This is a genomic window from Haloglomus halophilum (assembly GCF_024298885.1).
Lineage (GTDB): Archaea > Halobacteriota > Halobacteria > Halobacteriales > Haloarculaceae > Haloglomus > Haloglomus halophilum.
The window spans coordinates 1,586,489-1,609,870 of sequence record NZ_CP101166.1; the positions used below are offsets into that span (position 1 = coordinate 1,586,489).

The window sequence follows — 23,382 nt, forward strand, 5'->3', positions numbered from 1 at the left end:
ATCTCCGCGGGCAGGGCTTAAAGTTGTTAGCGACGATGCCCAGAATCTCGTAATCTGGTAGCGGCCGGGGCGACGGGTACCGGCCGCCCCGGCCGTCAGACCTCGTTGCGCAGCCCCTCGAACGCCCCCGACTCGTTCACGCGCCGGACGTTCTCGGCGAGGATGTCGGCACACCGCTCGAAGTAGTGGGGCGTGTGGCCGGCGGTGTGGGGCGTGAGGAGGGCGTTCTCCAGCGTCCAGAGCGGGTGGCCCTCCGGGAGGGGTTCGGGGTCGGTCACGTCCAGCGCGGCCGCGTGGAGCCGGTTGCGCCGGAGCGTCTCGACCAGCGCGTCCGTGTCGACCACCGGCCCCCGCGCGACGTTGACGAGCGTGGCGTCCGGCGGCAGGAGTTCGAGGGCGGTCCCGTCGACCAGGCCGCGCGTCGCGTCGGTCAGCGGGCACGCCAGCACGAGGTGGTCGGTGCGCGGGAGGACCTCGGGGAGCGCGTCGTAGCCGACCACCTCGTCGGTCGGCCCGCCCTTCCCGGGCGTGTACCGGACCCCGACCGTCTCGACGCCGAAGCCCGCCAGCCGCTCGACGATGGCCTCGCCGATGGCACCCAGTCCAACCACCGTCACCGTCGAGCTCTGCAACTCGCCGGCGGCCTGGAAGTGCGACCACTCGCGGCGTTGCTGGCGCCGAAGCCCTTCGTCCAGCCGCCGGACCATCGTCAGCAGCCACCCGATGACGTGCTCGGCGACGTTCGGCCCGTGGACCCCGGAGGCGTTCGTGACGGCCACGTCGCGCTCGCGGAGCGCCTCGAGGGGCAGATGGTCCACGCCCGCGTACGTGCAGGCGAACAGCCCCAGGTCGTCGGCCGCGTCGAGCAGCTCGGCGTCGAGGTCGTTGCTCGTGACGACCGGGGCGTCCGCGACCGCCCGGCGGCGCTCGGCGGGAGTCGCGGCGAGCGTCACCGTCACGTCCGGCAGTCGCTCGCGGAGGGCGTCGGCGTACTCCGTTGCCGGCATCCCGTGTGGTTTGTGCTGCAAGACCGACAGTTCGGAGATAGCGTTCGACATATCCGCCGAGAGGGCGGAACTGACAATAAATATATGTCCGTCTCGGACGAGGCCCGGGGCGCCTCAGACCGCGAGGTAGCTGGTGAGGCGCTCCTCGTCGGCGAGCGCGCTCGGCCCGAGTTCGTCGACCACCTCGCCACGCTCCATCGCGTAGCAGCGGTCGGCCATCTCGCGGATGACCCCGAGGTTCTGCTCGACGAACAGGATGGTCGTCCCGAGCTCCTGGTTGATGGTCCGCATGTCCTCGCTGATCTGGTCGACGATGGACGGCTGGATGCCCTCCGAGGGCTCGTCCAGCAGGAGCAGGTCCGGGTCGGCCACCAGCGCCCGCGCGATGGCGAGCATCTGTTGCTGGCCGCCCGAGAGCGTCCCCGCGTCCTGGTCGGCCCGCTCCTCGAGGATGGGGAAGTAGTCGTATATCTCGTCGTACAGCGTCCGGTCGCCGCCGGTGTTGACGGTCTCGCCCATCCGGATGTTCTGCTCGACGCTGAGGTCCGGGAACACGTCCCGGCCCTGCGGGATGTAGCCGATGCCGGCGCGGGCGCGCTCGTCGGCGTCGGCGCCCGTCACGTCCGCACCGGCGTAAGTGACCGTCCCGGCACGGGGTTCGAGCAGGCCGATGACGGTCTTCATCAGCGTCGACTTGCCGACGCCGTTCTTGCCCATCACGCCGACGATCTCGCCCTCCTCGACCGCGAGGTCGACGTCGCGGAGGATGGGTGTCGCGTCGTAGGCGGCCGTAACCCCGTCGAGTTCGAGCAGCGTCACGCCCCGTCACCTCCGAGGTAGATGTCCTGGACAGCAGGGTCGGACTCGATGTCGGCGACCGGCCCCTCGCGGAACACGTCCCCGTTGTGGAGGACGGTCACGCGGTCGGCGATGGTCGCGACGAAGTCGGTGTCGTGCTCGATGACGACGAAGGCGATGCCGCGATCCTCGTTGAGCCGCGTGATGCGCTCGGCGATGGCCTCGCGCTCGGCCACGTCGAGCCCGGCGACCGGCTCGTCCAGCAACAGCAGGTCCGGCTCCATCGAGGCGGCCATCCCGATCTCGAGTTGCTGCTGTTGCCCGTGCGAGAGCGTGCTCGCGGGCGCGGCCTCGTAGTCCGACAGGCCGGCGGCGGCGATGGCCTCGTCGACCCGGTGGCGGCGCTCGGCCCCGTCGGCGAACCGCTGGATGGGGAGCCGGGCGTTCTCGCGAACGGTCAGCTCGCCGTACACCGACGGCACCTGGAACTTCATGCTGATGCCGCGACGCACCCGCTCGTGGGGCGGCAGGTCGGTGAGGTCGTGGCCGTCGTAGTAGACCTTCCCGGCGGTCGGGGCGTGGGTGCCCGTCACCAGTTTCAGCAGCGTCGACTTGCCGGCGCCGTTGGGGCCGATGAGACAGCGGAGTTCCCCCTCGGCGACCGAGAAGTCCACGTCGTCGATGGCGGTGAACCCGCCGAACTCCTTGCGGAGCCCGTCGGTCGCCAGCAGCGTGTCCGTCCGGTCGCCGGTCGCCAGTTCGGCCGCCGTCTGACGGACGTTCGGGTGGCCCGTCGCGGTCTCCGGCCCCGTGTCGGTGCCGGTGTCGGTCTCGGCGTCGGTTCCGTCGGTCGTGTCGGTGTCGTTCGTGCTCATGCTTCGGTCACCTCGGGGTCGGTCGAGTCGGTCGTCTCGGTGGGGGGCGTCGTCCCTCCGCCGCGCAGGTTCCGGTAGGTCCGGTCGAGCCACGGGACGACGCCGCCGGGGAGCCCGAGGATGGACACCAGCAGCAGGGCGCCGACCGTGACGAACGCCCACTCGCCGCCCAGCGAGTTCCGGAAGAACTCGATGCCGACGGTGGCCGCAACCGCACCCAGCAGCGTGTCGCGGCCGCCGATGCTCACCCAGACGACGGGGAGCGAGGCGAACGCGAGCTCGAACACGCCCGGACTGACGTAGTTGCCCCAGGCCGCGTACAGCACGCCCGAGAGCCCGGCGAGGGCGCCGCCGAGCGTGAAGACGAGGAGCTTCGCCCGCCGCACGTCGTAGCCGAACATCCGGGTCCGGTCCTCGTCCTCGCGGACGGCGACCATCACGCGGCCGAAGTCCGAGTTGACCAGCACCCGAAGCCCCAGGTACGTCGCCACGAGCAACACCAGGACGAGGTAGTAGAACATCACGTCCGAGATGACGAGGGCAGCCCCGCCGACGCCGAACGCGAGGTTCGGGATGGTGGGCATTCCGTTGAACCCACCCAGTGCAGCCTCGCCGATGGTCCACTGGTCGCCCGCGGTCTGGGCCATGAACGTGTGGAGCACCAGCGTCGACACCAGCGTGATGATGGTGACGTAGACGTCGCGGACGCCGCCGTAGAACATGAAGTAGCCCAGGACGGCGGCCACCAGCGCCCCGCCGCCGATGCCGACGAGGAACGCGCCGGTGATACCGGCCGGGGTGGCGAAGTTCACCGAGACGACGCCGAACGTGTAGCCGGCGACGCCGAAGAACACCACCTGCCCGAAGCTCAGCACGCCGGCGTAGCCCCAGACCACCGAGAGCGACAGCCCGAGGAAGGCGTACACCAGGAACAGCGAGAACCGCGAGGCCTGGTAGGCGCCCACGATGTACGGGTAGACCAGCAGGGCCGCCACGGCGACGGCGAAGCCGGCCCAGTACGCCCGGGAGTTGCCGATGGTGTTCGGCCCCTCCAGACGGCCGCGGACCCGGCCGAGGAGCCCCGACGGCTCCGAGTCGGTCCGCCCGGCGCCGGTCTCGGTCGCCATCTCAGGCACCCCCCTCCTGCCGGCGCGCGCGGACCCGCTCGACGAAGCCCGTGATGCCGTCCGGCAGGAACCGGATCATCACGATGGCGGTCACGAGCAGTGCGATGCGGCCGGCGGTCGTCCCCAGCAGGTTCGAGACGAGGGCGTTGATGCCGCCGAGGAAGCCGCCGGCGAGTGCGGTCCCGAGGACGACGCTGGGGCCACCGACGACGACGGCGACGAACGCCTCGACGAGGAACGACCCGCCCAGTCCCGGCACCATCGTCACGGTGGGAGCGTACAGCGCGCCGGTCAGGCCGGCGAGGCCGGAGCCGATGACGAACGTGGCCGCGTACGTCCGTTCGGTGTCGACCCCGAGCGCGCGGGCGGTGTCCTCGTCCTGGATGGTGGCGCGGGCGCGCATCCCGAACTCCGTCCGGGTGAACACGAGGTACGCCAGCACCAGTACGCCGAGTGCGACTCCCGAGAGGACGACCCGGTACATCGAGTACGAGAAGCCGCCGTAGGCGATGTTGCCCAGCGGCGTCCCGATCTGGTCCAGCGAGTTGCCCAGCGTGATGCGCACGCCCTGGACCATGATGAGGCTCAGCCCCCACGTCGCGACCATCGAGTCGGCCAGCCGGTCGTACAGCGGCTCCATCAGGTCGCGGCCGACGAGCCGCTGGCCGAGCCAGTTCGGTGCCCACCCCGAGATGATGACCCGCTCGACGAGGAGGCCGAACAGCGCCGTCACGGCCATCCCGACCAGCATCGCCGCCACGAGCGGGAGCCCCAGCCGGACGCTCGCCAGCGTCGTGGCGTACGCTCCCAGCATGATGAACTCCCCGTGCGCGAGGTTGATGACGCCCATGATGCCGAAGATGATGGCCAGTCCCGCCGCAGCTAACACGACGAACGCGAAGCTGTCGAGGAACTGGAAGAGCAGGTTCAGCCCGTTGATCATCCTGCCTCCTCGTAGAAGTCCTGTGGCGTGTACTGGGTCTCCTCGTCCTCCTCGGTGAGGTCACAGCCGACCGTGTCCTTGAGGAACGTCTCCGGGATGACCCGGTCGTCGACGGCCTCGACGTTGTGGTTCTCGTCGGCCCGCATCACCCACATGTGGTGGTCGACGTGGTGGGTCTCCGGGACCAGACTGATCTCCTCCTCGCCGGGGGCCTCGGGCGCGCCGTAGGTGATGCCCGACTCCAGGGCGGCCTTGACCTCCTCCTGGTTCGTCGTGCCGGCCTGCTCGACCGCCGCCTTGTACATGTAGATGGAGAAGTAGTTGTTCTCCGCCTCCTCGTTGAGGTAGGGCGCGTCGGGGAACTTCTCGTAGTAGCGGTCGACGAAGCCCCCATCCGAGGTGTTGCGCTCGGTCGGGATCTCCTCCATGTAGTTGACGCCGGCGTAGATGTTGGCCATCGCGGGCGGGTCCAGACGGAGGTGCTCGTACCCCTGGGCCATCGCCGTCGACGTGCCGATGGGCACGTCCAGCCCGGCGGAGGCCTTCTGCTCGTAGAAGGAGGTGTGGTTCGCCCCCACGAGCATCGACATCACGAAGTCGGGGTCGGCCTCCTGGATGCGGTTGATTGTGGAGCCGAACTGGGAGTTCGACAGCGGGATGAACTCCTCGCCGATGACCTCGGCGTCGTTCTCGTCGGCCAGCACCTTCACCCAGTCCGCGCTCAGCTGGCCGAAGTTGTAGTCCGCGGCGATGGTGTAGATCTCCGGCCCGTACTCCTCGCGGAGGTACGGCAGGACGCTCCCCAGCTGCTGGCGGGCGGTCGGGCCGACGGCGAAGACGTTCTTGTCGCAGACCCCGCCCTCGTACTGGGTGGTGTAGAAGTAGAGCTGGTCCTCGCGGTCGATGATGGGCCGGATGGCCTCACGCGTCGCCGAGGAGTAGCCCGCCCACAGCGCGTCGACCTGCTCCTGCTGGATGGCCCGCCGCGTGAGCTCCTGGTAGCGCTGGTTGTCCGACTGCGGGTCCGGGTCGAACACCTCGATCTGCTTCCCGTCGATACCGCCGTTCTGGTTGATCTCCTCGATGGCAAGCAGCGACGCCTTGTGCTTCGGGTCGCCGACCAGCGCGAAGTTGCCCGAGCGGTCCTCGAGGATACCGAGGGTGATGGTGTCGTCACCACTGCCGCCACCGCCACCGCCACCGCCGGAGCCGGGGACGCCGGTACAGCCCGCAAGCGCAGCCAGCGTCGCCGCGGACCCGGAGGCGAGGAAGCCACGACGGCCGACGCGGCGGTCCGTCATCCGTCCACCTCCGAAAGAGAGTCCATCTCAACCGATTCGGCAGAATAGATGGACATATCTGGGCTGCTCGGATTTATACTGGAGCATTCGTCCATATTGTCGAACACGTCCAACACGAATTGCGATGTCGTACATAACATTTGCCAATCGTGTATTATACTGTCCTTGTCTGGGTGGGAAGCGTATAAGGACGTGTTAGTATCGACCAGTCGTAGTTATGATTCGGATATTTCGCAGAATATTTTCGGAATCGGCGACAGAGCGAGCGCGGAGTGCTCGGGTGTCAGAGTGTGGCAAGAATCGCCGCACGGCCCGCGGCCGTCACCGCATCCGGGTCCGGGTCGGAGGGGTGCGGTTACGAGACGGAGGGGTGCGGTTACGAGACGGAGGGGTGCGGTTACGAGACGGAGGGGTGCGGTTACGAGACGGAGGGGTGCGGTTACGAGACGGAGGGGCCGCGGATCACAGGAGTGCCGCGCTCGCGTCGACCAGCAGGAGCGTGGCCAGCGTCACCACGGCGCCGCCCGCGACGGCCTGGGCGGCACCGTGGACGGTGGCGCTGTGTTCACCGAGTCGGCCGAACGCGGCGCCGACGCCCGCCCCGAGCAGGCTCATCGTCGCGGTGATGCCGACCGCGTAGGTCAGCACCGCCAGCGAGACCACCCCGGGGCCGGTCCCCGGGAGCAGCGTGGTCGCGAACACCAGCATCGACACCGGCGGGGAGAGGGTGAACAGCGCGCCAACGAGCCCCGTCTTCAGGTACGACCGGGCGTCGTGGGAGTGGTCGTGGCTGTCGAACCCCGGCAGCGGGAGGTGGAGGTGTGGGTGGCTGTGCGTGACCTCGCCGTGGGTGTGGGTGTCCGTCCGGAGGACCCGCCGGACGCCGGTGACCGCCATCGCCACCCCGAGGAGCCCGAGGAGGATTCCGGCGCCGACGGTGCCGAGGTGGTCGTAGAGCGGCGGGAAGTCGGTCCGCCCGAGCAGGACGGAGGCCACGACGAGCCAGACGACGACCAGGGCGACGTGGCCGAGGCTGAAGCAGGCACCAGCCAGCGCGGACAGCCGCGAGTCGCCGTACTCGGCCGTCAGCGACGAGATGCCGGCGACGTGGTCGGGCTCGATAGCGTGCGTGACGCCGAGGACGCCAGCGGTCGCGAGCGCCGCGGCGACGGTACCACTCATCGCACCGCCCTCACAGGGGTGCGTGCCCCGGGGAGCGGCCCGACAGCCCCGACCCCGGCAGCGGGTTCGTTCGTGTGCATCGCTTCCGGATAGACGCACCATCGGTGAACCACCTTTCGATTCCGCAATTATTGACCAATATCCCGTCTTTATGCCGATACTCCATCAATCACGCCGTGAAGATGTACGAACACGCTGGCGATGCCCGACGAGGTGGACGGTCGGGATGACCGACATGGTCCCCGGCGAGGTCCGGACCGGCGAGGGAACGGTGACGCTGAACGAGGGGCGCGAGACGGCGACGGTCACGGTGGCCAACACCGGCGACCGCCCGGTGCAGGTGGGGTCGCATTTCCACTTCTTCGAGGCCAACGCCGCGCTGGCGTTCGACCGCGAGGCCGCCTTCGGGATGCGACTGAACGTTCCCGCCGGAACGGCCGTCCGGTTCGAACCGGGGGAGCGCGAGACGGTCGAACTGGTCGCCATCGGCGGGAAGCGCGTCGCCCACGGGATGAACGGCCTCGTCAACGGGAGCGTCGACGGCGACCCCGGCGAGGCCATCGAGCGGGCCCGCGAAGCGGGCTTCCGGTTCGCCGGCGACCACGGTGCCGAGGACGCCGGCGCGGACGCCGACGGCGGCGACGATGGCGGCGACGACGCGGGGGGCACGGAGTGACCCGCGACATCGACCGCGAGGCGTACGCCGAGCTGTACGGCCCCACCGAGGGCGACCGGGTCCGGCTGGGCGACACGGAGCTGTTCGCCGAGGTGGAGACCGACTACCGGACCCACGGCGACGAGGCCGTCTTCGGCGGCGGGAAGACGCTGCGCGACGGGCTGGGGATGGCGCCCGGGGTGACGCAGGCCGAGGGGGCGCTGGACTGGGTCATCACGAACGCGACCGTCATCGACCCTGTGCTGGGCATCGTCGCGGGCGACATCGGCATCCGGAACGGCGATATCGTCGGCGTCGGGAAGGCCGGCAACCCGGACACGATGGACGGCGTCGACATGGTCGTCGGCCCGTCGACGGACGTGTATCCGGCCGAGGGCAAGATCGCCACGGCGGGCGCGCTGGATATCCACGTCCACTGGAACTCCGCCCAGCTCCACGAGCACGCGCTCGCGGGCGGCATCACGACGATGCTCGGCGGTGGCTACGGCGGCGGCGCGACCACCTGCACGACCGGGCCGGAGAACGTGAAACGACACCTCCAGGCCGCCGAGGCCTGGCCCGTCAACGTCGGCTTCTACGGCAAGGGGAACGCCTCGGACCCGGCGCCGCTGCGCGAGCAGATCGAGGCGGGTGCCTGCACGCTGAAGCTCCACGAGGACTGGGGCTCGATGCCCGAGGCCATCGACACCGCGCTCGACGTGGCCGAGGACGAGGACGTGCAGGTCTGCATGCACACGGACACGCTGAACGAGGCCGGGTTCGTCGAGAACACGTTCGCCGCGGTCGACGGCCGGACGATGCACCTGTTCCACATCGAGGGCGCGGGGGGCGGTCACGCCCCGGACATCATGGAGATGGTCGGCGAGCCGAACATGCTGCCCTCCTCGACGAACCCCTCGATGCCGTACACGGACAACACGTTCGACGAGCACCTGGACATGGTGATGGTCTGTCACCACCTCAACCCGGACGTGCCCGAGGACGTGGCGTTCGCCGAGTCCCGGGTCCGCGCCGAGACCATCGCCGCCGAGGACGTGCTCCACGATATGGGGGCCATCTCGATGATGACGACCGACTCCCAGGCGATGGGACGGATGGCCGAACTCGTCCCGCGGACCTGGCAGACGGCCTCGAAGATGAAGACCCAGCGGGGACCGCTTCCGGAGGACGAGGGCACCGGCGCCGACAACCACCGCATCAAGCGCTACATCGCGAAGTACACCGTCAACCCGGCCATCGCGGCCGGCATCGACAATTACGTCGGCACCCTCGAACCCGGCAAACTCGCGGACGTCTGCCTGTGGGACCCCGCCTTCTTCGGCGTGAAGCCGGCGATGGTGTTCAAGGGCGGCTTCCCGGTCCATTCGGAGATGGGCGAGGCCAACGGCTCGCTGATGACCTGCGAACCCATCAAGCAGCGCGAGCGGGCAGGCGCCGTCGGGAAGGCAAAGCACGCCCTCTCGCTGTCGTTCGTCTCGCCAGCTGCGGCCGAGGCCGGCGTCGGCGAGGAGTACGGACTCGACTCGCGGGTCGTCCCGGTCGAGGGCACCCGCACGCCCGGCAAGGAGGACATGGTCTACAACGATTACTGCCCGGACGACATCGACGTGGACCCCGAGACGTTCGAGGTACGGGTCGACGGGGAGCACGTCACCTGCGAACCGTCGAGCGAACTGCCGCTTGCACAACGGTACATGCTATGAAACTCACACCGAAGGAGGAGGAACGACTGACCGTCTTCACCGCCGCGGAGGTCGCCCGGCGCCGAAAGGAGCGCGGCGTCCTGCTGAACCACCCCGAGACGGTCGCCTACATCAGCGACTGGTGCATCGAACGGGCCCGCGAGGGCCAGTCCGTCGCCGAGATCCGGTCCGGCGCCTCGCAACTGCTCGGCCGCGAGGACGTGATGGACGGGGTCCCGGAGATGGTCGACATGATACAGGTCGAGCCCGTCTTCCCGGACGGGACGAAACTCGTCACCGTCCACGACCCCGTCCGCTCGGACAGTGTCGGGACCGCCGACACGGACGAGTCGAGCGACAGCAACGGGGAGGAAGCGTGAGCCCGACCCACCGCGACGTGGCGACGGTCGGCGTCGGCGGCCCCGTCGGCTCGGGCAAGACCTCACTGCTGACCGAACTCGTCCCGCGGCTGCGCGAGGCCGGCCTCGATGTCGGGGTCATCGCCAACGACATCCTCACGCAGGAGGACGCCGACCGCCTGCGCGAGCGGTTCGCCGGCATCGTCCCCGAGGACCTCGTGGCCGGCGTCGAGACGGGCGCCTGCCCGCACACCGGCATCCGCGAGGACCCGTCGATGAACCTCCGGCAGGTCGACGCCTTCCTCGATTCCCACCCGGACCTGGACATCGTCCTCATCGAGAGCGGCGGGGACAACCTGGCCGCGACGTTCAATCCGGAGTTGGCGGATTACTCGCTGTACGTCATCAGCGTGGCCGAGGGCGACGACATCCCGCGCAAGCGCGGGCCCGGCGTCGTGGAATGCGACCTGCTCGTCGTCAACAAGACCGACCTCGCGCCCCACGTCGGCGCCGACCTCGACCGGATGGAGGCCGACGCCCGCGAGGTCCGGGACGGCCCGTACGTCCTCACGAACTGCAAGGACGAGACGGGCGTCGACGAGGTGCTCGAGCACGTGCAGGAGGGGGTGCTGTTCGCCTGATGGCCACGGACGCGCCGGGCGGGGGTGACCCAGCGACCAAGGACGGGACGGCCGACGGGGACGAGACCACCGACGCCCCGCACCCGGCGTTCGCGGGATACGCCGCCGAGCCCGTCCCGCAGGCCGCGGTCGGCTCGCCCGGGAAGGACGGCGTCCTCGAACTCCGGTTCGAGCGGACGACGGGCGGTACCGCGCTCGTCCACGACTACGCCACCGTTCCGTTCCACGTCTCGGGGACGCTGGGCCACGACCCGCACCCCGACGCGGAGACGGTGTTCGTCCAGTCGCCGACCGGCGGCGTCGCGCAGGGCGACCGCCACGACGTGACCGTCGAGGTCGGCGCCGACGCCGTGGCGCACGTCTCCACCCAGAGCGCCACCAAGGTCCAGACGATGCGGGCCAACTACGCGGCCGCGGAGACGCGGCTGTCGGTCGGCGCGGGCGGCCATCTCGACTACGTCCCCGAGCCGACCATCCTCCACGAGGGGGCGCGCTACCACGCTGACCTCGACCTCGACCTCGCACCGGGCGCGTCGGCGGTCCTGGGCGAGGTGCTGGTGCCGGGGCGCCTGGCCCGGGGCGAGCGGTTCGACTTCGAGCGGTGCCTCTCGCGGGTCCGGGCGACCGGCCCCGAGGGGCTGCTGTTCACGGACGCGACGCATCTCGCGCCCGGCGGCGCCGGGCCGGTCCCCGACGCGCCGGACGTGCTGGGTGAGTTCACGGTCTACGGGACCCTGTTCGTGGTCGCGCCCGACCACGACGCCCCCGCCGACCTGAGCGACGCGCTCCACGAGGCCATCGTGACGGCGTGTGCCGGCGCCCCGAACTCGGCCCGCGGCGGCGCGACGCGGCTCCCGAACGGGGCCGGCGTGGCCGTCCGGGCGCTGGGCGACCGGGCCGAGACCGTCTCCGCCGGCCTCCACGCGGCGTGGGACGCCGCCCGGCGTGACCTGCTCGACGCACCCGCACCCGCGGGGAGGAAGTACTGATGCTGGTCGCCGAGACCTACCTCGGCCACCGGAGTGAGGAGGCGGTCGCCGGCGCACTGGCCGAGGCGAAGACCGACACGAGCGACGGCGTCCACCGGGTCGTCCTCACGGACACGGAGCGGCGGCGTTCGCGGGTTCGGACCGAGACGGCCGACGGGGCCGACCTCGGCATCGTGGTCGCGCGGGAACTCGCCGACGGTGATGTGCTCCGGATCGAGGACGGGGGACTCCTCGTCGTCGAACTCGCGGCGGTCGAGGCGCTGGTCGTCGACCTCGCCGACGCGGACGCCCCGACGACCGCGGCCGTCGCCTTCGGCCACGCCGTCGGCAACCGCCACTGGGACATGGCCGTCCGGGGGACCGAGGTGCTGTTCCCGGTGGCCGATGACCGCGAGCGGATGGAGCGGTTCGTCCGGGCCGAGGCGCCCGCGGGCGCGACGCTCGACACCGAGCGGGTCCCCCCGACCACGTTCGACGACGGCGGGCCGGACCACTCGCACGGGCCGAGCCTCGGAGACGACCACGCCCACGGAGATGGCTCGCACCTGCAGTTGACCGACGACGACGGCGTGACCGGAGGGCCAGGCCGATGAGCGACGACGCGACGCTGTCGGCGTTCCGGCTGGCGGACTCGTTCCTGCCGGACGGGAGCCACACCGCCTCGTACGGCCTCGAACAGTTCGCCCAGGCCGACCGCGTGACGGATGCCGACGACCTCGAGGCGCTGCTGGAGACGTACCTCCGGCGGCAGGTCGGCCCGGCCGACCTCGTGGCGCTGCGCGCGGCCCACGCCGGCGCGGACGACGGCGACCTCGATGCGGTGCTCCGTGCGGACCGGCGGCTCGCGGCCACGACGCTGGCCGCGGAGTTCCGCGAGAGCGCGACCGCCGCGGGCGAGCGACTGCTCGAGTTGCAGTGCGAGGCCCGCGAAGCACCGCTGCTGGGGCGGTACGCCGACCGCGTCGACGCCGGAGACGCCCCGGGCAGCCATCCGGCCGTGCTCGGCGCGGCGACGGCCGTCGCGGGCGTCGAGCCGCGCGAGGCCTGCCTGCTGTGCTGTCACGCGTTCGTCACGGGCCTGCTCGGGGCGGCCCAGCGGCTGCTCGCGCTGGGCCACACCGACGCACAGCGCGTGCTCGTCGACCTCCGCCCGGCGATGCGCACGGCCGTCGACGACAGCGCCGGCCGGACGCTGGACGACATGACGCCGTTCGCGCCGCTGGTCGACGTGCTCGCGGCCGAGCACGAGCGGGCCGACCGCAGGCTGTTCGTCAGCTGACGCGGCATCCGAGTCCACGCGTGGTCGGGAATCCGCTTCCGATCCGGGAACCCCTCGATTAATCACCACACATATGTCGAATAGTTAATACTTCTGAGGCCGAAGCCCCGGCATGGGACTCGACGAGGACGCGCTGGCGTATCACGAACACGACCCGCCCGGCAAGATAGAGATCTCGACGACGAAGCCGACGAGCACGCAGCGCGACCTCTCGCTGGCGTACTCGCCCGGCGTCGCGGCGCCCTGTGAGGCCATCGCCGACGACCCCGGTGACGCGTACCGCTACACGACGAAGGGGAACCTCGTCGGCGTCGTCTCCGACGGGTCGGCGGTGCTCGGCCTCGGTGACATCGGCCCGCTCGCCTCGAAACCCGTGATGGAGGGGAAGGGGGTGCTGTTCAAGCGGTTCGCCGACATCGACGTGTTCGACCTGGAGGTGGACGCGTCGGACCCGGACGCGTTCGTCGAGCACGTCGCGGCGCTGGAGCCGACGTTCGGCGGCATCAACCTGGAGGACATCTCGGCGCCGGCGTGTTTCGAGATCGAGGAGCGGCTTCGCGAGCGCCTCTCCATCCCGGTCTTCCACGACGACCAGCACGGGACCGCCATCATCAGCGGCGCCGCACTTGCCAATGCCGCCGACATCGTCGGGAAGGACCTCGCGGACCTCTCGGTGACCTTCGCGGGCGCCGGTGCGGCCGCGCTCGCGACGGCTCGCTTCTACGTCTCGCTCGGCGTCCCCCGCGAGAACATCACGATGTGCGACATCGACGGCATCCTCACGACCGAGCGGGCCGAGGCGGGCGACCTGGACCCGTACAGCCGCGAGTTCGCCGTCGACCGGCCACCGGGCGACCTCGCGGACGCGATGGCTGGCGCGGACGTCTTCGTCGGGCTCTCGGTCGGCGGCATCGTCGACGAGGCGATGGTCCGGTCGATGGCCTCGGACCCCATCCTGTTCGCGATGGCCAACCCCGAGCCCGAAATCGACTACGAGGCGGCCAAGCACGCCCGGGACGACACCGTCGTGATGGCGACGGGGCGCTCGGACTACCCCAATCAGGTGAACAACGTCCTTGGATTCCCGTTCCTCTTCCGCGGCGCGCTGGACGCGGGCGCGACCGAGATCAACGAGGCGATGAAGGTCGCCGCCGCCGAGGCGCTGGCCGACCTCGCGCGCCAGGACGTGCCCGACGCGGTCGTGAAGGCGTACGACGACGAGCCGCTCCAGTTCGGCCCGGAGTACATCATCCCGAAACCGCTGGACCACCGGGTGCTGTTCGAGGTGGCGCCCGCCGTGGCGCGGGCGGCCGTCGAGAGCGGCGCCGCCCGGCGGGACCTGGACCGCGAGACGTACGTCGAGCGCCTCGAAGCGCGGCTGGGCAAGTCCCGCGAGATGATGCGTGTCGTCCTCAACAAGGCCCAGAGCGACCCCAAACGGGTCGTCCTCGCGGAGGCGAGCGACCGGATGGTCCGGGCGGCCTACCAGCTCGCCGACCAGGGTATCGCCGAGCCCGTCCTCATCGGCGATACGCGGGGCATCCTCCGGACGGCCGACCGGCTCGGGCTGGATTTCGACCCCGAGATCGTCGACCCGACCGGCGTCGAACTCGAGCCCTACGCCGAGGCACTGTACGAGCGGCGCAAGCGCAAGGGCGTCACCCGCCGGGAGGCCGCCGACCTCGTGCGTGACGGCAACTACCTCGGGAGCACCATGCTGGCGCTGGGCGACGCCGACGCGATGCTGACCGGCCAGACCCACCACTACCCGTCGGCGCTCCGGGCCCCGCTGCAGGTCGTCGGCACCGCACCCGACACGGAGTACGCGGCGGGCGTGACGATGCTCACCTTCCGCAACCGCGTCCTCTTCTGCGCGGACACGAGCGTCAACCAGGACCCCGACGCCGACGTGCTCGCGGAGGTGACCCGCCACACCGCCGACCTCGCGCGACGGTTCAACGTCGAGCCACGCGCCGCGCTGCTGTCGTACTCGGACTTCGGCAGCGTCGACAACGCGGGCACCCGCAAGCCCCGCGCCGCGGCCGACCGCCTGCGTGCGGACCCCGAGGTCGACTTCCCGGTCGACGGCGAGATGCAGGCCGACACCGCCGTCGTCGAGGAGATGCTCACCGGCGACTACGACTTCACCGAGCTGGACGCACCCGCGAACGTGCTGGTCTTCCCGAACCTGGAGGCGGGGAACGTGGCGTCGAAACTCCTCCAGCGGCTGGGCGGCGCCGAGGCCGTCGGCCCGATGCTCGCGGGGATGGCCAAGCCCGTCCACGTCCTCCAGCGCGGCGACGAGGTCAAGGACATCGTCAACCTCGCCGGCGTCGCCGTCGTCGACGCACAGGAGTAGGCCGACCAGCCGTGCGCGCTCGCGCCATCCCGCACGGGCACGCGTTCGGCGACGAGCAGGTCGGCACGCGCTCAGTCGTCGGCCGGCGGGTCGGCGCGGGGGAGTCGGAGGACGAAGACGGTGCCGCGGGGGTCGTTCTCCTCGATGGCGGTCTCGCCGCCGGAGGTGCTGGCGGTCCAGCGGACCATCCAGAGGCCGAGCCGCGAGGCGTGCATCAGCGGCGTCTCGAGCCCCTCCTCGATGACGCGGCGCTCCATCTCCGGGAGGCCGGGACCGTTGTCCGCGACGCGTATCTCGATGGTCCCGTCGTCCGGCGCGTCGCCGACCGAGACCGACACCTTGGGGCCGCGGTCGTTGTGCTCGATGGCGTTCTCGACGAGTTCCTCGACGGCGAACCCGAGGAGACCGTGCGAGCGCGCCCACGCCGCCTCGGGAAGCGACGTCTCGATGGTCGCCCCGGGGAACTGCTCGCGGGCGTGCGCGACGGCCCGCCGGACTTCAGCCGTGACGTCCATCCCGGTGACCTCGACGCCGTCCGGGTCCGTCACCGCGCCGAAGCGCCGTGTCTTCTCGCTGAGCGTGAGCAGGTTCCGGGCCGCCTTGCTCGCCGCCGTCGCCGCCGTCACGACACTTCCGTCGTCGTGCTCGGTGAGGTCGTCGACGTTCCCGAGGACGATGGACAGCTGGTTGCGGAGGTTGTGGCGCAGGACGCGGTTGAACACCGAGAGCAACTGCTCGTGGCGCCGGAGTTCGGTCACGTCGTGGGCGACGAAGACGGCCCCCGCGAACGCCGCGCCCTCGTACAGCGACGAGACGTTGACCCGGTACTCGCGCTGCTCGCCGCCGCCGATGCGGAACGACTCCTGGAAGGTCGTCGAGTCCGCCGCCTCGTCCTGGAGCGCCCGCATCCGGTCTCGGACCTGCTGAGTCAGGTCCCCGGAGAACGCCAGCGAGGTGTCCGCGCCGACCAGCGCCGACCGGCGATAGCCCGACAGGTCGACGAACCGCTGGTTGACCTCCGTCAGGGTCCCCGCGGTGTCGACGGCCCAGATGGGGTCGCTCGCCGCCTCGACCATCTCGCGGTAGCGCTCGGTCTCGTGTTCCCGGGCCGCCCGGTCCAGCACGGCCTCCGTGTTCGAGGCGAGGATGCGGAGCAGGTCGAGGTCGACCGCGGTGAACTCGGCCACCCGCGTGGTCGCCGTCGTGAGCACGCCGTACCGCCCGATGGGAACGTCGAGCTCCGAGCGGATGGGCGTCGAGGGGTTGTAGGCCCCCTCGACCTCGCCCACGTCGTCGTACTGACCGATCTCGCCGGACTCGAACGCCTTCCACGCGAGGCTCTCGCCCCGCTCGAAGCTGACGGGCTCGCCCAGCAGTTCGCGCCCCTCGTCGGTGACGGCCGCCGGCTCCAGCCGGTCGGTCTCGTCGTCGTAGAGCCAGATGCCCGTGACGGGACAGTCGAGCACCGTCCGGGCCGTCTCGACGGCGACTCGGGCGATCTCCGATTTCGACTGGGCCCGGAGCAGCGACTCCGCGGTGGTCTGCAGCGCCCGGAGCTTCCGGTGCCGGTCGTCGGTCCCGGTGTCGGCCCCCTGTGTGGCCGACTCGGGCAGCGACGCGCCGGTGCCCGCCCCGTCACCCGCCGCGGGGCCACCGGACGGCACCGGCGACTGGCCGTCGCGTGACAGGACCGCGGCGGCGGCGTCCCCCAGCTCGCGGAGGAACGACCGGGCCGCCGTGTCGAAGCCGCCCGGCCGGTCGGTACCGAGCACGAGCGCCAGCCGGCCCAGTCCCGGCAGCGGGACGGCGGCGACCCCCACGCCACCGTGGTGACGGACCGTCACGTCCCCCATCTCCACCGCCCGGGAGACGGTCGCCGCGAGCAGGTCGTCCGGCAGCCGGTCACCGGCGCTCGCGACCTCGGACCGTCCCTCGTTCCCCCACTCGACGACGCTGGCCGCAGTGAACTGGTCCGTCCGCACACACCGCGTACAGAGCCCCCCAGCGCCGACCGCCGAGACCTGCGCGAACCATCGCAACAGGGCGTATCGTTCGTCCGCCTGGGCTCGGTCGGTCATCGTTCGGTATCACAGACACGGAGGAGTTCCACATAGATGTGATGGGGTCCGCAATCGTGTCGAGACTGGGGACGGCCGGGGCGTCGCCGGTGTCCAGTTCGTAGTATTTCTGCCCGGAGCCGGCACTAAATCCAGAGATGTACATATACCAGATAAATTCGGAATATTATCAGATAACGCCAGCAATCCGCGAGCAATCCCGGTGACAGTCGCGGACCCTACCGCCAGGCCTCGCGCAGGAACGCCAGTGCGCCGCCGAACATGGCGAGGTTGCCCCAGAAGGCGAGGCGCTCACCGTCGCGGCTGTCCTCGTCGGCGTTCCAGAAGTCGTGCATCGTCAGCGTGACCACCGCCAGGAAGGTCGTCACGGCCCCCGTCGACAGTTTCGGCTTCTTCCAGAGTGCGACCATCAGTCCGCTCACGAGCATCATCCCGGAGGCGAACGGGGCCGCGAGTTCGGGCATCGGCACGCCAGCCGACTCCGCGTACTCGACGGTGTCCTCCATGTCGCGGAAGTCCTCGGAGGCCTGCAGCGCCATCCCCAGGCCGAACAGCACCCGACCGATACCGAACGGTGCATCCTCGTCGCCGCTGTCGTCTGGCATGCCCGTATCCACGCCCGCATCGGGGATAAATCGGCGGGGCGCCGTCGGGAGGCGGGGCCACCCGCCACGTGGGTTTTAGCGCCCCGCCCACGACGGCCGGGGACATGGGAGACCGCTCGAACCGGCGGGGCTCCGTCGGAACGGACCTCCGGGGAGACTCGCGCGCCACACTCATCGCCGTCGCGGCGCTCCTGACGGCGCTCTGGCTCGTGGCGTTCCTGCGGGCGCTCAACCGGGTCTTCGTCCTCAACTTCTCGACGGCGGGCCCGAACGTCACCGGCCTGCTGGCGCTGGCGCTGGTGACCGGCTGGACGGTGCCCGTCTTCGCCCGTCTCGCGAGCCGACCGGCGGCGTGGCACGGGGCCGTGGCGGTCGCACTCGGCGGCCTCGGCCTCTCGCTCGTCGGCGGGACGCTCGTCTCGCTCGCCGGGGCAGTCGTCTTCCTCTCGGCCGCGACGCCGCTCCTGGTTGCACTCGTCGGCAATCTGGCGGAGCGGTTCGCTGTCGCCGCCGCGCTCGGCGTCCTGACCCACGGCGCCCTCCGCGCGGTGCTGGACACGGCCCCGCCGTACGCGACGCCGCTCGGGCGAGGACTGCTGGTCGCGCTGGCACTCGCACTGGCGGTCGCGTGGGGGCTGGCGACCCGCGAGTCACCGCCGGACGCGACGGCGCTCGCGGCACCCGGCGGCGCGACGGCGACCGCGTTCCTGTTCACACACGCCACCTTCCTCGGGCTGGCGCCGCGCGTGAGCCTGTGGACCGGTCGCCCGCTGCTCGTCGTGCTGGCGTCGACGACGCTGGGCCTGCTCGTCGGCGCAGCGTGGGTCGAACGCCGTGGCGCCCCCGGCCGCCGGGCGACGGGCGCGTGGAGTGTCGCCCTCCTCCTCGGGCTCGCGGCGCTGCTGTTCGGCCCGGGACCGGGCGTGGCGGCGCTCCCGGCGGCCGCCGCGACGGTCCTGCTGTGTGCCCGTGGCTGCCGGGCGGGGACCACGACGGCCCGTCGGACGGGCCTCGGCGTCGCCGGCGTGCAGGCGGTCGGGCTGGTGCTGACGGTGGCGGTGGTGCTGGCGATGAACTGGGCGTTCGTCCCCGGCGTCGGCCCGCTCGTCCGGGGGCTGCAGGCCCCGCTGCTCCTCGCCCTTGGAGCGGTGCTCCCCGGTGCGGTCCTGCTCCGCGAGCGCACCGCGGCGGCCGACCGGGTCGACCCTGCCCCGGCCACGGAACCATCGCGCGAGCCGGTGGCGGGCGGCCGCCGCGCCCTCCTGACCGCCGCCGGTCTGGGCCTGCTGGGACTCGGCGGAGCCGCCGTCCGACGAGTGACGCCTTCGGACGAGGTCCCGGCGGCGGATTCGGTGACGGCCCTGTCGTTCAACATCCACCAGTACATCGACGCACGCGGTCGCCACAACCTCGAATCCGTCCGGGACCTCCTCGCCGAGACGGACGCGGGCATCGTCGGACTGCAGGAGACAGCCGGCGGGCGCCTCACCGCCGGCGGCCTCGACGGCGTCCGCTGGCTGGCCCGCGAGCTCGACCTGCACGCCGCCGCCGGCCCGCCGACGCGCATCGCGAGCTACGGGGTCGCGCTGCTGTCGGCGTGGCCCATCCACGACGAGCGGTGGGTCGTCCTCCCGTCGACCGACACCGCCACGCGGGTCGCCCTGGCAGCGGTCGTCGAATCGCCGCTCGGCGACCTCCCGGTCGTGGTAGCGCATCTCGAGACCGAGGGCCCGGTCCGTGTCGGGCAGGCCGAGCGCGTGGTCGAACTGGCCCGCGAGACGGGCGAGTCCGACCGCGCAGTCGTGCTGGGTGATTTCAACGCGACACCCGACGAACGCCCCTACGAGGTCCTGACCGACGCCTTCGCGGACCCGTGGGCCGGCGCCCGGAGCGAGGGCGATACCTACAGCGCGAGCGACCCGCGGAAACGCATCGACTACGCCCTCGTCGGCCGGGACTGGGACCACGAGCGCGGGGCGGTGGTCGGAAGCCCGTCGGTCTCCGACCACCTCGGGGTCTCGGTCCGGGTCACGCGCCCGCCGGAGTGAGCCGCGTGGGTCCGTCCGTCGGCCGCCATCGACACTACCACCGGCAGGGCCGCGCGCGACACCTGTGGGGCCGGTGTGCGTGGGTGCCAGCGTGCCCTACCCGTGCCGAGGGCTCGCCGCCGATGCGTGAGCGGACCGACGGATGACCGCTCAGTCGAACAGTTCCCCGCGGTCGCGCTCGGCGACGGCCTGCTTGAACCCGACCGCCTCGCAGCGCTCCTTGAACGCGACCCCCTCCGGCGTGTGGCGGGTCATCCCGTCGAAGATGGTGGCGAACATCTGGGTCGTCTCGAGCCCCATGTTCTCGTAGGCCTGGTTGATAGCGAGTTTCTGCATCATCAGCTGGTTCCGCGGAACGCCGGCGATGCGGTGGGCCAGGTCGTCCACGCGGTCGTCGAGGTCGTCGCCCGGCACCGCCTCGTAGACGAGCCCCATCTCGGCCGCCTCCGTGCCGTCGACGAGGTCGCCGGTGAACAGCATCCGTTTGGCGTCGGCCGGTCCCAGCCGGTACACCCACATCATCGTCGTCGGGCAACCCCAGACCCGCGCCGGCGGGTAGCCGATCGGGGCGTCCTCGGCCATCACGATGAGGTCGGCACAGAGCGCGATGTCGCTCCCGCCGGCGACGGCCGGCCCGTTCACCTTCGCGATGACCGGCGTGTAGCACCGCCAGAGGCTCATGAAGTCCTCCGTGTTCGACTTCATCATCCGGTAGTCCTGCATCGGGTCCCAGGGCATCTCCTGGCTCCCCTGCACCGGGCGCGGTGCCTCGGCGTAGTGCTTCAGGTCGTAGCCCGAACAGAACGCCTCGCCGGCGCCCGTGAGGACGATGACGTGGATATCGGGGTCGCTGTCGGCCCGCTCGACGGCCTCGCGCAACTCTCCCGGCATCGACTCGTCGATGGCGTTGTACCGCTCCGGCCGGTCGAGTGTCAGCGTCGCGACCCGCCCGTCCGTCTCGTACTGGACCGTGGTACCCATACTCGGACCCGAGACATACCGGCGGGTTGAATCTACCGTCGAAGGTAACAGTGTTCACCAGATTCCGGGACTGGTGCTCCGGAGTTAACCGTCAGCATCCAGCAACCGACAACTGTTTTCGTATCTCCGCCGGTATTTTACCGGCAAATTTTAACTGTGTGCTGGTAGCACACGTAGTGGTATGAACGTCGCTGTCAGATTCCAGCACCGGATGGGGGAGCAGCCCGAGAAGACGGCCATCGTCGACGCCGGGGGCGCCGAGGTGACCTACGGCGACCTCGACCGACAGACGCGGCAGGTGGCGGCGTGGCTCGATGCGCAGGGGCTCGGCGGGGGTGACCGGGTCGCAGTGTATCTACCGGATACGGCGACGTACCTGCCGGTCGTGCTGGGCATCTGGCGGGCCGGAGCCATCGCGAGCCCCATCAACACCCGGTTCGGCGTCGACGAACTGGCGTACACGCTCGGCGACCTGGAGCCGGCGGCGCTGCTGGGCTCGGACGCGTTCGCCGACACCATCGACGACCTCCACGACGAGGTCGACGGGCTCGACCCGTCGAACACCCTCCTCGTCGAGCGCGAGGGCGGCTTCGTCGCCGACGACCTGCCCGCCGCCGACGCCGCGCCCGACCCCGCCCGCCGCCTCGACGACGAGCCGGCGGTCGTGATGTACACCTCCGGGACGACGGGCCGGCCGAAGGGGGTCGTCCAGACCCACCGGAACGTCGGGGCACAACTGGATGTCAACGTCACCGCCTTCGGCGTCACGCGCGCGGACACGTCGGTCGTCGCGGTCCCGCTGTTCCACGTCGGTGGCCTGTACGGCGGGGCGCTGCCGGTGCTGCTGGCGGGCGGAACCATCGTCGTCCAGCCTGCGTGGGACGCCACGGAGTGGGCCGACCTCGTCGACGCACACGGGGCCACGTTCACCGGACTCATCCCGACGATGATGCTCGACGCACTCAACACCGAGGCCACCCGGGAGTACGATACCTCGTCGCTGGAGCGGGCGGTGTACGGCGGGTCGCCCGCGACCGAGGAGACGCTCGACACGTTCCAGCAGGTCTTCGAGGTGGGGGCGCTCCACAACTACTACGGGCAGACCGAGAACACCGGACTCAGCGTCACGTACGACGCCGACACGGATCGCCGCCCCGGTCTACTCGGGCGGCCCGTCCAGGCTGTGGAGTACCGGGTCGTCGACGTGACCGCCGACGAACTGGTCGACGTGGGCCCGAACGAGGAGGGCGAACTGGTCCTCCGGGGCGACATCATCACGCCGGGCTACTGGGACGAGTCGCTGGACGCGGACTACTTCACCGACGGCTGGCTCCACACCGACGACGTCGTCCGGGAGGACGAGGACGGCCTGCTGTACTACGTCGACCGGGCCGACGACATGATAATCAGCGGTGGCGAGAACGTGGCGCCGAGCGAGGTCGAGAACGCGCTCCAGGAGCACCCCAGCGTCGAAGCGGTCGCCGTATTCGGCACGCCCCACGAGCGGTGGGGCGAGGCGGTCACCGCTGCCATCGTGGCCGCCGACCCGGACCTGACCGACGAGGGTATCGAGGAGTGGTGGGAGACGAATGCCGGGCTCGCGGGCTACAAGCGCCCTCGTCGGGTGGAGTTCGTCGAGGAGTTCCCGCGGACGGCGACCCAGAAGGTGGACAAGGTCACGCTGAAAGAACAGCTCGGGGAGTAGGGCGGAGGTGGACGCGAGTCGGTCGACCGGCGCGTCAGGCCTGCTCCTGTGCCCGCTCGACCAGCTCGCTCGCACGCTCCTCGCTGATCTCGGCTGCCTCGGCGACCGCGTCGGCGCTCGCGTCCGCGAGATCGCCGACCGTCTCGATGCCGGCGTCGGCCAGGCGCTCGGCGTACGTCGGGCCGATGCCGTCGATGGCGTCGACGGAGGCCTCCAGCGCATCGCTGACGTCCTCGGCGGCCGTCTCCAGCGTCTCCTGGACGTCCTCGGCTGCCTCCTCCGTCGTGTCGGTCACGTCCTCGGTGGCGTCCCCGGTCGTCTCGGCCACCTTGTCGACGGCCTCCTCGGTCGTCTCGGCCACGTCCTCCGCAGCATCGCCGACCTCCTCGGCGGCCGTCTCGAGGTCCTCCTCGAGGTCCTCGGCCGTCTCCTCGGTGCGGTCGATGCCGCTGCCGAGCGCGTCCTGGATGCCGTCGAACAGGTCGTCCTGGGTCGACTCGATGTCGTCGAACAGGTCGTCGACACGGGCCGGCGCCTCGTCGTCGGGGACGACGCCGGCGAGGGCCTTCGTGGAGCGCCGGGTCAGGTCGAGCCCCTGCCGGTGGAGGTTGCGCTGTGTCTCGATGGTGCTGTCGACGAGTCGTCGCTGGGTGCTGAACAGCGACCCGAACGGGGTGGATGCTTCGCTCATGGTACCACGAGGTACGCGCTCCAGCACCTTGAGCCGTGTTCCGGCAGTTACAGGCA

Annotated in this window: 21 protein-coding genes; 10 read left to right on the plus strand and 11 right to left on the minus strand. The window is 70.8% G+C overall.

The annotated features are described in order from the left end of the window. Positions 1 to 95: 95 nt before the first annotated feature. The 7 genes from NL114_RS07745 to NL114_RS07775 form a co-directional block, all read right to left on the minus strand. Entirely contained in the window at positions 96 to 1,046 is a 951-nt protein-coding gene (locus tag NL114_RS07745; RefSeq protein WP_434084114.1) for a D-2-hydroxyacid dehydrogenase, read from the minus strand. Between the two features lie 75 nt (positions 1,047 to 1,121). Then, the gene (locus NL114_RS07750) at positions 1,122 to 1,820 is read right to left on the minus strand and encodes an ABC transporter ATP-binding protein (protein WP_254824694.1); all 699 of its coding nucleotides are present in this window, start codon (positions 1,818 to 1,820) and stop codon (positions 1,122 to 1,124) included. A gap of 2 nt (positions 1,821 to 1,822) precedes the next feature. Next, positions 1,823 to 2,680: an ABC transporter ATP-binding protein gene (locus NL114_RS07755; RefSeq protein WP_254824215.1), complete on the minus strand. Its 858-nt coding sequence runs from the start codon at positions 2,678 to 2,680 to the stop codon at positions 1,823 to 1,825. Beyond that, positions 2,677 to 3,807, minus strand: coding sequence for an ABC transporter permease subunit (locus NL114_RS07760; RefSeq protein WP_254824216.1), 1,131 nt, complete (start codon positions 3,805 to 3,807; stop codon positions 2,677 to 2,679). The genes NL114_RS07755 and NL114_RS07760 overlap by 4 nt, the downstream gene beginning before the upstream one ends. A 1-nt stretch (position 3,808) precedes the next feature. Further along, on the minus strand, positions 3,809 to 4,750 hold the full coding sequence (gene urtB / locus NL114_RS07765; RefSeq protein ID WP_254824217.1) for an urea ABC transporter, permease protein UrtB: 942 nt from the start codon (positions 4,748 to 4,750) through the stop codon (positions 3,809 to 3,811). Next, on the minus strand, positions 4,747 to 6,051 hold the full coding sequence (locus NL114_RS07770; RefSeq protein ID WP_254824218.1) for an urea ABC transporter substrate-binding protein: 1,305 nt from the start codon (positions 6,049 to 6,051) through the stop codon (positions 4,747 to 4,749). The genes urtB and NL114_RS07770 overlap by 4 nt, the downstream gene beginning before the upstream one ends. 462 nt (positions 6,052 to 6,513) lie before the next feature. Continuing rightward, complete coding sequence (locus NL114_RS07775) at positions 6,514 to 7,233, minus strand: HoxN/HupN/NixA family nickel/cobalt transporter (protein WP_254824219.1); 720 nt, start codon at positions 7,231 to 7,233, stop codon at positions 6,514 to 6,516. A gap of 226 nt (positions 7,234 to 7,459) precedes the next feature. Between NL114_RS07775 and NL114_RS07780 the strand changes: the two genes are divergently transcribed. The 8 genes from NL114_RS07780 (at position 7,460) to NL114_RS07815 (ending at position 15,218) form a co-directional block, all read left to right on the plus strand. Beyond that, complete coding sequence (locus NL114_RS07780; protein ID WP_254824220.1) at positions 7,460 to 7,909, plus strand: urease subunit beta; 450 nt, start codon at positions 7,460 to 7,462, stop codon at positions 7,907 to 7,909. Continuing rightward, complete coding sequence (ureC, locus tag NL114_RS07785) at positions 7,906 to 9,612, plus strand: urease subunit alpha (protein ID WP_254824221.1); 1,707 nt, start codon at positions 7,906 to 7,908, stop codon at positions 9,610 to 9,612. The genes NL114_RS07780 and ureC overlap by 4 nt, the downstream gene beginning before the upstream one ends. Then, a complete protein-coding gene (locus NL114_RS07790; protein ID WP_254824222.1) occupies positions 9,609 to 9,971 on the plus strand; it encodes an urease subunit gamma in 363 nt (120 codons plus the stop codon). The genes ureC and NL114_RS07790 overlap by 4 nt, the downstream gene beginning before the upstream one ends. Continuing rightward, positions 9,968 to 10,591, plus strand: coding sequence for an urease accessory protein UreG (gene ureG / locus NL114_RS07795; RefSeq protein ID WP_254824223.1), 624 nt, complete (start codon positions 9,968 to 9,970; stop codon positions 10,589 to 10,591). Before NL114_RS07790 ends, ureG begins: the two co-directional genes overlap by 4 nt. Then, on the plus strand, positions 10,591 to 11,580 hold the full coding sequence (locus tag NL114_RS07800) for an urease accessory protein UreD (RefSeq protein ID WP_254824224.1): 990 nt from the start codon (positions 10,591 to 10,593) through the stop codon (positions 11,578 to 11,580). Before ureG ends, NL114_RS07800 begins: the two co-directional genes overlap by 1 nt. Then, positions 11,580 to 12,173 (plus strand): urease accessory protein UreE, encoded by a 594-nt coding sequence (locus NL114_RS07805; protein ID WP_254824225.1) that lies wholly within the window; start codon positions 11,580 to 11,582, stop codon positions 12,171 to 12,173. The genes NL114_RS07800 and NL114_RS07805 overlap by 1 nt, the downstream gene beginning before the upstream one ends. Continuing rightward, complete coding sequence (locus NL114_RS07810; RefSeq protein WP_254824226.1) at positions 12,170 to 12,859, plus strand: urease accessory protein UreF; 690 nt, start codon at positions 12,170 to 12,172, stop codon at positions 12,857 to 12,859. Before NL114_RS07805 ends, NL114_RS07810 begins: the two co-directional genes overlap by 4 nt. A 112-nt stretch (positions 12,860 to 12,971) precedes the next feature. After that, positions 12,972 to 15,218, plus strand: coding sequence for an NADP-dependent malic enzyme (locus NL114_RS07815; RefSeq protein ID WP_254824227.1), 2,247 nt, complete (start codon positions 12,972 to 12,974; stop codon positions 15,216 to 15,218). A gap of 71 nt (positions 15,219 to 15,289) precedes the next feature. Here NL114_RS07815 and NL114_RS07820 read toward each other — a convergent pair whose 3' ends face one another. Further along, complete coding sequence (locus NL114_RS07820) at positions 15,290 to 17,296, minus strand: PAS domain S-box protein (protein WP_254824228.1); 2,007 nt, start codon at positions 17,294 to 17,296, stop codon at positions 15,290 to 15,292. A gap of 218 nt (positions 17,297 to 17,514) precedes the next feature. Continuing rightward, positions 17,515 to 17,901, minus strand: a complete 387-nt coding sequence (locus NL114_RS07825) for a DoxX family protein (RefSeq protein ID WP_254824229.1) — start codon at positions 17,899 to 17,901, stop codon at positions 17,515 to 17,517. Between the two features lie 104 nt (positions 17,902 to 18,005). Between NL114_RS07825 and NL114_RS07830 the strand changes: the two genes are divergently transcribed. Continuing rightward, positions 18,006 to 19,949: an endonuclease/exonuclease/phosphatase family protein gene (locus NL114_RS07830; protein ID WP_254824230.1), complete on the plus strand. Its 1,944-nt coding sequence runs from the start codon at positions 18,006 to 18,008 to the stop codon at positions 19,947 to 19,949. A gap of 150 nt (positions 19,950 to 20,099) precedes the next feature. On the opposite strand, the gene NL114_RS07835 is transcribed toward NL114_RS07830, so the two are convergent. Then, a complete protein-coding gene (locus NL114_RS07835; protein WP_254824231.1) occupies positions 20,100 to 20,930 on the minus strand; it encodes a crotonase/enoyl-CoA hydratase family protein in 831 nt (276 codons plus the stop codon). Positions 20,931 to 21,111: 181 nt separating this feature from the next. On the opposite strand from NL114_RS07835, the gene NL114_RS07840 reads away from it, so the two are divergent. Beyond that, positions 21,112 to 22,635, plus strand: a complete 1,524-nt coding sequence (locus NL114_RS07840; RefSeq protein ID WP_254824232.1) for a class I adenylate-forming enzyme family protein — start codon at positions 21,112 to 21,114, stop codon at positions 22,633 to 22,635. A gap of 34 nt (positions 22,636 to 22,669) precedes the next feature. On the opposite strand, the gene NL114_RS07845 is transcribed toward NL114_RS07840, so the two are convergent. Beyond that, on the minus strand, positions 22,670 to 23,326 hold the full coding sequence (locus NL114_RS07845) for a helix-hairpin-helix domain-containing protein (protein ID WP_254824233.1): 657 nt from the start codon (positions 23,324 to 23,326) through the stop codon (positions 22,670 to 22,672). Positions 23,327 to 23,382: the final 56 nt, after the last annotated feature.

Coding starts and splice junctions, on each gene's coding strand:
- NL114_RS07830 (WP_254824230.1), top strand. CDS start 18,006: ATGGGAGACCGCTCGAACCGGCGGGGCTCCGTCGGAACGGACCTCCGG.
- NL114_RS07835 (WP_254824231.1), bottom strand. CDS start 20,930: ATGGGTACCACGGTCCAGTACGAGACGGACGGGCGGGTCGCGACGCTG.
- NL114_RS07790 (WP_254824222.1), top strand. CDS start 9,609: ATGAAACTCACACCGAAGGAGGAGGAACGACTGACCGTCTTCACCGCC.
- NL114_RS07800 (WP_254824224.1), top strand. CDS start 10,591: ATGGCCACGGACGCGCCGGGCGGGGGTGACCCAGCGACCAAGGACGGG.
- NL114_RS07760 (WP_254824216.1), bottom strand. CDS start 3,807: ATGGCGACCGAGACCGGCGCCGGGCGGACCGACTCGGAGCCGTCGGGG.
- NL114_RS07825 (WP_254824229.1), bottom strand. CDS start 17,901: ATGCCAGACGACAGCGGCGACGAGGATGCACCGTTCGGTATCGGTCGG.
- NL114_RS07775 (WP_254824219.1), bottom strand. CDS start 7,233: ATGAGTGGTACCGTCGCCGCGGCGCTCGCGACCGCTGGCGTCCTCGGC.
- NL114_RS07805 (WP_254824225.1), top strand. CDS start 11,580: ATGCTGGTCGCCGAGACCTACCTCGGCCACCGGAGTGAGGAGGCGGTC.
- NL114_RS07815 (WP_254824227.1), top strand. CDS start 12,972: ATGGGACTCGACGAGGACGCGCTGGCGTATCACGAACACGACCCGCCC.
- NL114_RS07820 (WP_254824228.1), bottom strand. CDS start 17,296: ATGACCGACCGAGCCCAGGCGGACGAACGATACGCCCTGTTGCGATGG.
- NL114_RS07755 (WP_254824215.1), bottom strand. CDS start 2,680: ATGAGCACGAACGACACCGACACGACCGACGGAACCGACGCCGAGACC.
- urtB (WP_254824217.1), bottom strand. CDS start 4,750: ATGATCAACGGGCTGAACCTGCTCTTCCAGTTCCTCGACAGCTTCGCG.
- NL114_RS07845 (WP_254824233.1), bottom strand. CDS start 23,326: ATGAGCGAAGCATCCACCCCGTTCGGGTCGCTGTTCAGCACCCAGCGA.
- NL114_RS07780 (WP_254824220.1), top strand. CDS start 7,460: ATGACCGACATGGTCCCCGGCGAGGTCCGGACCGGCGAGGGAACGGTG.
- NL114_RS07770 (WP_254824218.1), bottom strand. CDS start 6,051: ATGACGGACCGCCGCGTCGGCCGTCGTGGCTTCCTCGCCTCCGGGTCC.
- NL114_RS07840 (WP_254824232.1), top strand. CDS start 21,112: ATGAACGTCGCTGTCAGATTCCAGCACCGGATGGGGGAGCAGCCCGAG.
- NL114_RS07810 (WP_254824226.1), top strand. CDS start 12,170: ATGAGCGACGACGCGACGCTGTCGGCGTTCCGGCTGGCGGACTCGTTC.